Source organism: Hydrogenophilus thiooxidans (assembly GCF_019049855.1).
Taxonomy (GTDB): Bacteria; Pseudomonadota; Gammaproteobacteria; order Burkholderiales; family Rhodocyclaceae; genus Hydrogenophilus; species Hydrogenophilus thiooxidans.
Window position 1 is genome coordinate 79,201 of sequence record NZ_JAHLSY010000011.1, and the last position, 12,077, is coordinate 91,277.

Annotated in this window: 10 protein-coding genes; 9 read left to right on the forward strand and 1 reads right to left on the reverse strand. The window is 61.4% G+C overall.

The genetic code is table 11. The features are described from left to right. Positions 1-2: 2 nt before the first annotated feature. The 8 genes from KUL93_RS07085 to KUL93_RS07120 all read left to right on the forward strand — a co-directional run bounded on the left by KUL93_RS07085 (position 3) and on the right by KUL93_RS07120 (position 9,893). Entirely contained in the window at positions 3-1,976 is a 1,974-nt protein-coding gene (locus KUL93_RS07085; RefSeq protein WP_217126374.1) for a 3-hydroxyacyl-CoA dehydrogenase NAD-binding domain-containing protein, read from the forward strand. 72 nt (positions 1,977-2,048) lie between these two features. Then, a complete protein-coding gene (locus KUL93_RS07090) occupies positions 2,049-2,450 on the forward strand; it encodes an acyl-CoA thioesterase (RefSeq protein ID WP_217126375.1) in 402 nt (133 codons plus the stop codon). Between the two features lie 53 nt (positions 2,451-2,503). Continuing rightward, positions 2,504-3,859, forward strand: coding sequence for an OmpP1/FadL family transporter (locus tag KUL93_RS07095; RefSeq protein ID WP_217126376.1), 1,356 nt, complete (start codon positions 2,504-2,506; stop codon positions 3,857-3,859). Positions 3,860-3,953: 94 nt separating this feature from the next. After that, positions 3,954-6,338 carry a 3-hydroxyacyl-CoA dehydrogenase/enoyl-CoA hydratase family protein gene (locus KUL93_RS07100; RefSeq protein WP_217126377.1) on the forward strand — a complete coding sequence of 795 codons (2,385 nt, stop codon included), beginning with the start codon at positions 3,954-3,956 and terminating at the stop codon, positions 6,336-6,338. Between the two features lie 19 nt (positions 6,339-6,357). Continuing rightward, on the forward strand, positions 6,358-7,557 hold the full coding sequence (locus tag KUL93_RS07105) for an acetyl-CoA C-acyltransferase (RefSeq protein ID WP_217126378.1): 1,200 nt from the start codon (positions 6,358-6,360) through the stop codon (positions 7,555-7,557). A gap of 31 nt (positions 7,558-7,588) precedes the next feature. Further along, positions 7,589-8,092 (forward strand): DUF4442 domain-containing protein, encoded by a 504-nt coding sequence (locus KUL93_RS07110; protein WP_217126379.1) that lies wholly within the window; start codon positions 7,589-7,591, stop codon positions 8,090-8,092. Positions 8,093-8,134: 42 nt separating this feature from the next. After that, positions 8,135-8,941 carry an enoyl-CoA hydratase/isomerase family protein gene (locus tag KUL93_RS07115; RefSeq protein ID WP_217126380.1) on the forward strand — a complete coding sequence of 269 codons (807 nt, stop codon included), beginning with the start codon at positions 8,135-8,137 and terminating at the stop codon, positions 8,939-8,941. Between the two features lie 31 nt (positions 8,942-8,972). Continuing rightward, the gene (locus KUL93_RS07120; RefSeq protein WP_217126381.1) at positions 8,973-9,893 is read left to right on the forward strand and encodes an MBL fold metallo-hydrolase; all 921 of its coding nucleotides are present in this window, start codon (positions 8,973-8,975) and stop codon (positions 9,891-9,893) included. 5 nt (positions 9,894-9,898) lie between these two features. Here the strand turns inward: KUL93_RS07120 and KUL93_RS07125 are convergent, their stop codons facing one another. After that, entirely contained in the window at positions 9,899-11,590 is a 1,692-nt protein-coding gene (locus KUL93_RS07125) for an acetate--CoA ligase (protein ID WP_217126382.1), read from the reverse strand. A 142-nt stretch (positions 11,591-11,732) separates the two neighbouring features. On the opposite strand from KUL93_RS07125, the gene KUL93_RS07130 reads away from it, so the two are divergent. Continuing rightward, positions 11,733-12,077 (forward strand): helix-turn-helix domain-containing protein (locus KUL93_RS07130; protein ID WP_217126383.1); only part of this gene is annotated, 345 nt, incomplete at its 3' end.

A 12,077-nucleotide genomic window follows, 5' to 3' on the forward strand; every position in this document is an offset into this window, starting at 1 on the left:
CGATGAACGAGACGCAGATGCAACACCTCAGTTGGTCGGTAAACGCGCGCGGCGTCGCATGGATCTGGCTCGATCTCGCTGAAAAAAGCGCCAATACCCTTTCCGAACCGGTGTTTGCGGAGATCGAAACGGCGCTCGATGCGATTGCGGCAACGGGCGCAAAAGGGGTGGTGTTCGCGTCGCGCAAAACTGCTGGTTTCGTCGCGGGTGCTGACGTCGAGGCGTTTGCAGCGCTTCCCGACGCGGCGGCTGCCCGCGCGTTGGTGGAACGGGGTTGGCGGTTCATGGAACGCCTGGCGGCATATCCGTTGCCGACGGTGGCGCTCATTCACGGTCATTGCCTGGGCGGCGGTTTGGAATTGGCGTTGGCGTGCCGAGCCCGGGTGGCGGTGAGCGACCGCAAGACCCGTTTGGGGCTCCCGGAGATCATGCTGGGGATCTACCCGGGCTGGGGCGGCATGATGCGGTTGCCGGCACTGATCGGTCCCAGTAAAGCGCTGCCGATGATGCTCACCGCCAAAAGTGTCAATGCCAAACGGGCAAAACGGATCGGTCTTGTCGATGAAGCCGTACCGGAGCGTGTCGCGGCGCTTACGGCGGAGGCGTTGGTTCTGAATCCCCCGAAACGGAAAGGGTTGCCGCTCGTGGAGCGGTTGTGGGCTGGGCCGTTGCGTGCGCTCTTCGTGCAGCAGGCTGAAAAACGGTTGCGTGCGAAGGTTCGCGCCGAACACTATCCGGCACCTTACGCGGTGTTGCGCTGCTGGAGCCAGTACCGCGGAAACCCGTTGCTGATTCCCGCCGCTGACCCCTCCAGCATCGAATTCCTGGCGACCCACCCGACGACGAAAAACCTGTTACGCGTCTATTTCTTGCAAGAGCGACTCAAGCGCTTTGCCAAGGCGCAAACCGCACCGATCACCCGGGTTCATGTGATCGGTGCGGGCGTGATGGGATCCGAGATCGCGATGGTCTGCGCCGCCAGTGGGCTCACGGTGACGCTCCAAGACCTTTCGCTTGAGGCGCTGGCACGGGCGCAGCAGGCAGCCACGCGCTGGTTCGAACGCCGTTTTCGTGACGACGAAACAGCGCTGCGCGCAGCGCTCGACCGCTTCATCCCCGACCCGCAAGGCTTGGGTGTTGCGCAAGCCGATGTGATCATCGAAGCGGTGGTCGAAAAGCTCGACGTCAAACAACGCCTCTTTGCGGAACTCGAACAGCGCGCGAAACCCGACGCGCTGCTGGCGACCAATACCTCCAGTTTGTCGCTGGAGGCGATTGCCGAGGGGATGGCCGCGCCACACCGGTTGGTGGGCATCCATTTCTTCAATCCGGTGACCAAAATGCCCCTCGTCGAGGTGGTGCAAGGCGCACAGAGCGACGCGAAAGCGGTCGAACGTGCGCTGGTGTTCGTCGGAAAAATCGACAAATTGCCGTTACCGGTTCGCTCGGCACCCGGGTTTCTGGTCAACGCGGTGCTGGCTCCCTATCTGATCGCGGCACTGAAGTGTGTCGAATCGGGGATCGCGCCGGAAGTGGTCGACGCAGCTCTGGAAGCCTTCGGGATGCCGATGGGGCCAATCGAGCTGGTCGATACCGTAGGGCTTGATGTCGCGATCTTGGCTGGTCAGCAATTGGTGCCCGATGAACCCGAACCGCCGCGTCGTCTGCACCAGCTGGTCCAGGAAGGCAAACTGGGGAAAAAGACCGGGGAAGGTTATTACCGCTGGGAAAAGGGAAAGGCGGTCAAACGTACGGTCAAACCCGACGAAATTCCGGAAGGTCTTGCGCAGCGCATCATCGCGCCACTGGTTGCAGCAACCGAGCGGTGCGTGGCCGAAGGGGTGGTTGCCGATACCGATCTCGCCGACGCCGGGGTGATCTTCGGTACGGGGTTCGCGCCGTTTCGCGGTGGTCCGTTGCATTGGCGCAACACACAGGACACCGATAAACGGGAAAAATCGACGGAGATGACGTAACCGTTCAAACGCGTGTTCGTTTTCGGTTATGATGGTTTCGGTATCCCGATCGACCCAAGGAGCGGTTTTGCAATGATCACGCAACTTCCGGACAAGCAACCCGAACTGCGGGTGATGCCGATGCCTGCGGACCTCAACCCGGCCGGTGACGTTTTCGGCGGTTGGGTGATGGCGATGGTCGACATCGCCGGATCGCTTCCTGCGCGGCGGCGCGCGAAAGGACGGGTGGCAACCGTTGCGGTGAATAGTTTCGTCTTCAAGCAACCCATCGCGGTCGGCGATGTGGTGAGCTTTTACGCCGAGGTGGTTGCGGTAGGAAGGACTTCGGTCACCGTGGACGTCGAGGTCTATGCCGAACGGCATCCCGAGTCGCCCATGGTGGTGAAGGTGACGGAAGCGCGCTTGACCTATGTCGCACTCGATGCACAAGGTAAGAAACGCGCGATTCCGCAGGAAATGCCCTCTGATGCTTGAGCAAGCAGATGGGGGTTTTGGTTCGTTGTGGTAACAGTGGAGGAGTCCCACTCATGAAAAGAAATGCGTTTCGTTTGACGACACTTGCCAGCGCGCTTTTTGTTGCGGGTCTTTCTTCGGCGCACGCAGGCGGCTTCCAATTGCTGGAGCAAAACGCGAGCGGGATCGCGAACGCCTACGCCGGTTCGGCGGCGGTGGCCGACAATGCGTCGACGATCTTCTTCAACCCCGCTGGGATGACGCAGCTTTCCGGCGCGAAAGAGGTTTCGCTGGGGTTGGCGGTCGTCAAACCCAGTTTCAAATTCGCTAACCAAGGAAGTCTTGCGGCGGTGCCGCCGCTCACCCCGGTTGCGGTTCCTTTGACGGGGTCGAATGGGGCCGACGCCGGGGATTGGGCGGCGATCCCGAATGGCTATTATGCGCAACGCATCAACGATCGCCTTTCGGTAGGGGTTGGGTTTGGCGCGCCGTTCGGACTGAAGACCGAATATACCGACGATTGGATCGGTCGTTTCCAATCGACCCTCTTTGATATCAAAACGATGAACGTCAACCCGTCGGTTGCGTATCGCGTCAATGACAAAGTTTCGGTCGGCGCTGGGGTCAGCATCCAGAAAATGGAAGCGACCTATGACCGCTTTGCCAGTCTTTTCGCACCCTCTTCTCTCAAAGCGCTGGGTGTAACCGATGCGATGATGCAAAACACGAAACTGCGGCTCAAAGCGGATGATGTGACGCTTGGCTGGAACGTAGGCGTGCTGTTGCAACCAACGGCCGCAACCCGCGTCGGTTTGTCGTATCGTTCCAAAGTCAAGCACACGCTCACCGGTACGCTGACTGCAAGCGGCGGCGCTGCCGCCGTGCTTTCCAACCCTGCGATCGGTGCAGCCGGGGTCAATGCGAAGGTCGATGTCGATCTGCCCGACACCTTCATCGTCAGCTTCACCCATCAGCTCAATCCGCGTTGGGAAGTGCTGGCGGACCTTTCGTGGACGGGGTGGAGCAGTCTCGACGTTCTGCCCATCTACCGCACCAGTGGCGTTCAGGCGGGGTCGACCGCGGACGTGCTCGATGCCCACTTCCGCGACACCTGGCGCGTTGCGCTCGGCGCCAATTATCACTACAACGACGCGTGGACTTTCAAATTCGGGATCGCGCACGACGAATCTCCGGTCAAGAATGCCGATACCCGCTTGGTTTCGTTGCCCGACAACAACCGCATCTGGCTCGCTTTCGGCGCGCAATGGCGGCCGGACCGCGCCACACGCGTCGATTTCGGTCTGGCGCACCTCTTCATCAACGACACGCGCATCAGCCACAACCAAATCGCCAAAGGTAAAGGTTGGGTGATCGGCGACTATACCGGCAACATTTGGCTGGCGGGCGTTCAGTACTCCCGCTCGTTCTGACCGGATCGTCATTTTCTGCGAACCGCCCCTTGCGTGGGCGGTTTTTTTGTGCTATCTTTCAAACAAACGTTTGAACCAACCGATGGAGGCGCCAGTGGAACGCATCATAATTCGTAAAGTAGCCGTGCTCGGGGCCGGGGTGATGGGAGCGCAAATCGCTGCGCATTGCACCAATGCCAATGTCCCGGTGGTGCTCTTCGATTTGCCCGCAAAAGAGGGATACAAGAACGCGATCGTCAAGAAGGCGCTCGCAACCTTCGACAAATTGGATCCGAAGCCGTTCGCGGCAAAAGATCGGGTGCAGTTCATCGAACCCGCCAACTACGAGACCGATCTCGCGAAATTGGCCGAGTGCGATCTGGTGATCGAGGCGATCGCCGAGAAGATGGAGTGGAAGCGCGACCTCTACGCCAAGATTGCGCCGCATTTGGCACCGCACGCGATCGTCGCGTCGAACACCTCGGGGCTGTCGATCGAAACGTTGGCCGAAAGCATTCCGGAATCGCACCGCGCCCGCTTTTGCGGGATCCACTTTTTCAACCCGCCGCGCTACATGCCGCTCGTTGAGCTCATTCCGACCGCGCGCACCGACGCGGCGCTCATGGACGCGCTCGAGACGTGGCTCACGGTGCGCCTAGGCAAGTCGGTCGTGCGGGCAAAAGATACGCCGAACTTCATCGCGAACCGAATCGGGGTCTTCTCGATCCTTGCGGTGATGCATCATACCGAACGGTTGGGGTTGGGCTTCGACGAGGTCGATGCGCTTACCGGCCCGAAAATCGGTCGCCCGAAGAGTGCGACCTACCGGACCGCCGACGTCGTCGGGCTCGACACCCTGGCCCACGTGATCGATACGATGGCCACCCACCTCACGGACGACCCGTGGCATGGCTATTTTGGCAAGCCTGCTTGGTTGCAAGAGTTGATCGCAAAAGGGCAGCTGGGCCAAAAGACCAAAGGGGGGATCTACCGCAAAGAGGGCAAAACGATCCTGGTCCTTGACGTGCAGAAGGGTGAATACCGCCCGGCAGCCGGTGAAGTGGCGCCCGAGGTCGATGCGATCTTGGCCGAACGCGACCCGAAGGTGCAGTTCGAGAAAATGCGCACCAGTACCCATCCGCAGGCCCAATTCCTGTGGTCGATCTTCCGCGACGTCTTCCATTACTGCGCCGTGCACCTCGAAACGATCGCCGACAATGCGCGCGACGTCGATTTGGCGATGCGTTGGGGGTTCGGCTGGGCGATGGGGCCGTTCGAAACGTGGCAAGCAGCGGGCTGGCAAGCGATCGCCGAGGCGATCGCGGCCGACATCGCTGCGGGCAAGGCGATGGCGAACGTTCCGCTGCCGGCGTGGGTCGAAAAAGTCGCAGGGGCAGTCCATGGCCAGCAAGGTTCCTATAGCCCCGCCAAAGCTGCGTGGGTGGGTCGGCGCGCGTTGCCGGTCTACGAGCGTCAGCTCTACCCCGATCGCGTCCTGGGCGAAGCGACCGACGATCGCGGCGAGACGCTGTGGGAGAACGACGGGGTTCGGCTGTGGCGTCGTCCCGATCAGGATCCGCGCATCGGGATCGTCTCGTTCAAAAGCAAGATGCACGCGATCGGTGACGAAGTGCTCGACGGCGTGCTCGAAGCGGTGGCGCGCGCGGAGCGTGAACTCGACGGACTGGTGATCTGGCACGAAGCACCCTTTGCCGTAGGGGCGAACCTCAAGCAAGTCGCGGAAGCGTGCGCGGCAGGGCAATTCGATCTGCTTGAGCGCACGGTCGCGAAGTTCCAGGAAGCGAGCATGCGTCTCAAGCACGCCACGGTGCCGGTGGTCGCTGCGGTAGAGGGAATGGCGCTCGGTGGCGGGTGCGAATTCGTGATGCACGCGGCGCACCGCGTCTTCGCCCATGAGTCCTATGTAGGGCTTGTCGAAGTCGGGGTCGGATTGATTCCCGCAGGTGGTGGGTGCAAAGAGTTCGCATTGCAGGCGCACCGGATGGCGCAACGCGCAGCAGGCGGTGACGTCTTCCCGTTCATCCAGACCGCGTTCCAGACCATCGCGCAAGCGCAAGTGGCGAAGAGCGCGCTCGAAGCGATCCAGATGGGCTTCGGCCGCTTGGGTGACGACATCGTGATGCATCCGCGCGAGCTCCTCTACGTTGCGATCCGCCGCGCCCGGGCAATGGCGGAAGCGGGCTATCAGGCGCCGCTTCCCGAGCGTGAGATCGTCGTCGCGGGACGCAACGGGATTGCCACTTGTCAGATGTTCCTGATCAACATGCTCGAAGGCGGCTTCATCAGCGAATACGACTTCCGCGTGGGCACTGCGGTGGCACGGGCGCTCTGCGGTGGCGATGTCGAAACCGGGATGCGGGTCTCGACCGAATGGATTTTGGAGGTCGAGCGCCACGAATTCGTCGAACTCCTCAAACAAGAGAAAACTCAGCAACGGATTCAGCACATGCTGACCACCGGTAAGCCATTGCGCAACTGATCGAGAAGGGGAAGAGAAGATGAGTCAAGCGATTCAAGACGCCTATATCGTTGCGGCCGTTCGCACACCGGTCGGGAAAAAAGGCGGGATGTTCCGTCATGTGCGGCCGGACGACATGCTCGCCCATGTACTCAAAGCAGTAGTGGCACAAGTGCCTGAACTCGATCTCAACGAGATCGGTGACGTGATCGTCGGTTGCGCGATGCCGGAAGCCGAGCAGGGGATGAACGTCGCCCGCATCGGCTTGCTGTTGGCTGGCTTTCCGAACAGCGTCCCGGGGATCACCATCAACCGGTTCTGTTCCTCTGGAGTGCAGGCTGTTGCCGATGCCGCGGCACGTATCCGTTTGGGAGAGGCCGATGTGATGATTGCGGCGGGTACCGAATCGATGTCGGTGATGCCGCAGATCATGGGGAACAAAGTCAGTCTCAACCCGGCCGTGTTCGAGAAAGAGGAGAACTACGCGATCGCGTTTGGGATGGGGCTCACCGCAGAGAAGGTCGCCCAAAAATGGGGCATTTCCCGTGACGACCAAGACGAGTTTGCGCTGGCGTCGCATCAGAAAGCGCTCGCTGCGATCGACCAAGGGTTGTTCCGCGACGAGATCGCGCCCTATCCCGTGAAAACCCACCTGCCCGGTGCGCAGGGGGTAGCCCGTGTCGTCGAACAGGTTGCCGATACCGACGAAGGACCGCGTCGCGATACTTCACGCGAGTCGCTGGCGCGCTTGCGGCCGGTCTTTGCGGCACGGGGTACCGTCACGGCGGGGAACAGTTCGCAGATGTCGGACGGTGCGGGAGCGGTGCTCTTGATGTCGGAAGCAGCGGTGAAGCGCTACAACGTGACGCCGATTGCGCGGGTCGCCGCGTATGCGGTTGCGGGGGTTCCGCCCGAAATCATGGGAATCGGGCCCGTCGCGGCCATTCCCAAGGCGCTCGAACGCGCGGGCATCCGGCAAGACGATCTTGACTGGATCGAACTCAACGAAGCGTTCGCGGCGCAATCGCTCGCGGTGATTCGCGAGCTGGGGTTGGACCCCGCGAAGGTTAACCCGCTGGGTGGCGCGATCGCGTTGGGCCACCCGTTGGGCGCAACCGGCGCGATCCGCACCGCGACGGTGATGAGCGCGATGAAGCGCGACCCCAAAGTGAAATACGGAATGGTGACGATGTGTATCGGTACCGGTATGGGGGCTGCGGGCATCTTCGAACGCGTATGAAAATTGGCCAACTGAGCATCGGGGGGGCGCGATGCGCTCCCCGCTGATGCGCCATATCCCCCGCCGCTATTGGCACCACGTGCTGCGGTGGGGGTTCAACTTTTACCCCTCTTACCGGACGATTGGCGCGCGGGTCGAACGCATCGACCCCGATCTGCGCCGCATCGTCGTACGCCTGCCGCACACGTGGCGAACGCGTAACCCAGCTGGCGCAACGTTCGGTGGGGCGCTCTACGCGGCTGCCGACCCGATGTTTGCGGTGATGCTGGCGTACAATCTGCCCGAGCGTACCGTGGTTTGGGACAAAGCCGCGTCGATTCGCTACCGGCGTCCCGGGCGAACCACGCTGTGGGCCGAATTCGTCCTGCCGGAGGCCGTCTTGGAGTCAGTCGCGCACGAACTCGTCACCGTCGGCCGTTCGGAACCCACGTTCGTCGCTGTTTGGCGCGATGAGGAGGGACTTGAGTACACCACCGTGGAGAAGACGGTATTTGTCGCCACACCGGAATACATGCGCGCACGACAAAGCGCCTAGCAATTCCTACGCACCAGAACCAATAAGAGGTACTCTCCCATCATGAAAACGTACGCAACCTTGGTGATCACCGAAAAAGCGCCGGGGGTTTGGGCGCTGCAACTCAACCGTCCCGAATCGTTGAATGCGCTTTCGATGCAGATGCTCGAAGAGCTGGCCGACGCAGCGGGGATGCTGTACGACCTCCCAGAAGTTCGGGCGCTCATCATCAGTGGCGCGGGGAATCACTTCATGGCTGGGGGGGATATCCGTGATTTTCACCGTTCGCTGGCGCTTTCCCCTGAAACCCGTAAAGCGCAATACCGCGCGGTGATCGAACGGGCGGCGAACGTCCTGGTCGAGCGGCTGACCCATGCGCCGTTTCCGGTGGTTTCCGCGGTGCGCGGGGCGTGCGCTGGCTTTGGCCTTTCGCTTGCGTTGATGGCCGATCTGGTGGTGGCGAGCCGCTCGGCGTACTTTACCACTGCGTACCTCAACATCGGACTCTCTGCCGACGGGGGGATGTCCTACCTCTTGCCCCGCGCGGTCGGTGCGAAGCGCGCGGCTCGGTGGCTGCTCCTTGCCGAACGGTTTTCGGCCGAAGAGGCGCTTGCTGCGGGCGCAGTGAGCGAAATCGTCGCCGATGATCAGCTCGAAGCGCGGGTCATGGAAATTGCGACGCGTTGGGCACACGGTCCGCGCCATGCGTTGCTGCGCATGAAGCGGCTCTTGGCTGAGTCGATGGAACATACGTTGGAGGCGCAGCTCCTTGAAGAGGCGGAGGCGTTTTCGGCATGTAGCGCAACCGAGGAGTTTGCCGAGGGGGTCACCGCCTTTTTGGAAAAGCGGCCGCCGCGCTTTCCCGGGTGAGTCCTAAAGCGCCGTATCGTACCCAGTGCGCATGACCGCCCCTTTGCCCGAATCGATCCAGGTTCTCGAACGCGGCTGGTTGTCGTCGAACAGCGTTTTGCTCTTCGACGGCGAGACGGCAACGCTCGTCGATAGCGGCTACGTGACCGAAGCCGACGAAACGGTGGCGTTGGTGAACGCCGCGTTGCGGGGCCGAACCCTGACGCGCCTCATCAACACCCATTCCCACTCCGACCATATTGGGGGTAACGCAGCGGTGCAGCGCGCCTTTGGTTGCCGAATCACCGTTCCTGAGGCATTGGCTCCGATCGTCGCCCGTTGGGACCGCACCGCGCTGTTACTCGATGTCGCCGGACAAAACGCAGAGCCCTTTTCCGTCGATGAGACGATCGCGCCTGGTGATACGTTCGTGGCAGGGGGGTTGCGCTGGGAGGCGATCGCGGCACCGGGGCACGACGCGGCTGCACTCGTTTTCTACAACCGCGAACACGGTATTTTGCTTTCTGGCGACGCGCTCTGGGCCGATGGTTTCGGAATCCTCTTTGGAAACGTGCTGGGCGGTTATGACGCGCTGTCAGATGCGCGCAAGACGCTCCAGACTCTGGCATCTTTGACGGTGCAGTGGGTGATCCCGGGTCACGGCGCCCCGTTTCAGGATTACGCGGGCGCGCTCGAACGCGCGTGGGGGCGGTTGACGGCGTTTGCTGAGGCACCAGAGCGGATCGCACGAAACGCGGTTCGCGCCTGTTTCGCGTTCTACCTCTTGGAACATCAACGGCTGTCGCGTGATGCGATCTGCCGAGCTCTCGCCACGATTCCGCTCTTCGTGCAGGCCAACGACCGCTTTTTCCACCAACCACCGGAAGCGCTCGCCGAATGGGTCGCGTCGGCGTTGGTTGCCGCTGGGCGGGCGCGCTGGGAAGGGGATACACTGGTCGCGCACCCCGCCTGATCGGCTCACCGACTGTTGCGCCGTTTCGCCGCTTCTTCCTCACGTAACACGCGCCGTTGGATCTTGCCGGTTGTGGTCATCGGGAGTTCGGCGCGGAATTCGATCTCCCGCGGCGTTTCGTATGGGGCAAGATACTGGCGCACGTGCGCACGCAGCGTCTCGACTAAGGCATCATTGCCTTCCCAGCCCGGTTGCAGGACGACGAACGCTTTGACGAATGTGCCTTTCGTCTCGTCGGGAACCCCGATCACCGCGGCGTTCGCTACTGCCGGATGCTTCATCAAGCAGTTCTCGATTTCGTTCGGTCCAATGCGGTAGCCGCTGCTTTTGAAGACGTCATCGAGCCGGCCTCGGTACCAGAAATAGCCATCTGCGTCACGTACCGCAAGGTCCCCCGTTCGCCCCCAGGCGTTTGGGTCGGACGGCTCGCCAAAGAATTTCGCTCGGGTCGCTTCTGGGTTGCGCCAATATTCGAGGAAGAAGATCGGGTCGAGCGTACCGTGGCAGCTGCGTCGGACGCAGATCTCGCCCTCTTCGCCAGGTGGCAGTTCGTTCCCTTCGTCGTCGAGTACCGCAATCTCGTGTCCCGGATAGGGCAAACCGACTGCGCCGGGCTTGGTCGGCCAAACCGTGCGACACCCACCCAAGAGGTAGTTGATCTCGGTCTGGCCAAAAATTTCGTGGATCGTTACCCCCAATTGCGCTTGCGCCCACGCCTGCAACGTTTCGCCCACCGCTTCGCCGCCGCTCATGATCGTGCGCAGATGCAAGCGGAAGTGGCGTTTGGGTTCCGGGCAGTGTTTCATCATCATTTTGAGCGCGGTGGGGAAAAGGAAAGTATTGCGTACCTCGTAGTGAGCCAAGAGCCAATAGGCTTTTTCGGGGTCGAACCGTCCACGGTACGCCAGGAGCGGCTGACCGAAATACCAGGTGGGGAGAAGCACATCGAAAAGCCCCCCGGTCCACGCCCAATCGGCAGGCGACCAGAAAAAATCGCGACGTTGGGGATAGAAATCGTGTGAGCAAACGAATCCAGGTAAATTACCCAGCAACGTGCGATGGGCCATCAACGCCCCTTTGGGGTTGCCGGTGGTCCCGCTCGTGTAGATGATCACTGCCGGATCGTCGGCTGCGGTGGTGACGGGGGAAAAATCTTCGGAAGCGGCTGCGAGCAACCGGTGCCAATCCTTGATCCAACCCTTTTCCGCGGCCGCACGATCTCCGCGCACCAACAAGACGGCCTCCAAATGGGGCAGGTGCGCGCGCAGCGCTTCCACTTTGGGCAATGTCGTCTCATCGACGATCGCTACTTTCGCGGCGGCGTGGTTCAACCGGTATTCGAGCGCTTCAGGACCAAAAAGGTGGGAGAGGGGAAGGGCGATCGCCCCCATCTGGTACGCCGCGATGTGGGCGATCGCGGTTTCGGGGCGCTGCGGCAAGATGATCGCGACGCGCGCTCCGCGCGCAACGCCCAACGCGTGTAACGCGTTGCTCAGGCTATTGGCCGCTTTTTGGATTGCCCAAAAGCTCCACGTTTCCCGGTGGCCCGTTTCGTCCTCATAGAGCAGCGCCAGACGGCCGCGCTCCTCAGCCCAGCGCCGGCAGCAGGCGCGCGCGATATTGAACCGCTTTGGGATTTGCCAACGGAAGTTTTCCCACAGCGCTTGCCAGCTGCCCGCTTTGCGGTCGAGTTTCATGGTGGTCTCCTCTTATGGTGTGGTGGCATACGTATGCACGAGTTATGCTCGCATGCGTGGTGCAACAGAACGATGGTGCAATTCTACCTGCCCTGAATAAGTTCAAGCCCCTTTGGCATGTTTCTGCGTAAGGGGTGGTACGATGCAGGTGCAACGAATTGGCTATGGGATCAAAGGCTATTATCGGTTGGCTTCGTTGGGACAGAAGTGGGAAATGACACCGAAGGATGCCCAAGAACGGTTACGAATCCTGAAGTTTTGGGAGCGGCACGGTCTAAGCGCCACGCAAGAAGCGTTTGGTGTGTCGCGTCGCACGCTCTATCGCTGGAAAGCGGTGTTGAAAGCCGCAGGGGATAACCCGGCGGCGCTCATTCCCAAACCGCCGATTGCCAAGCGCAAACGGGGCAAGAACCGCGACCCGCGGTTGGTGAAGCGCATTCGAGAGTTGCGCACCCTCTATCCCAACCTGGGAAAAGAGCGGCTGCAC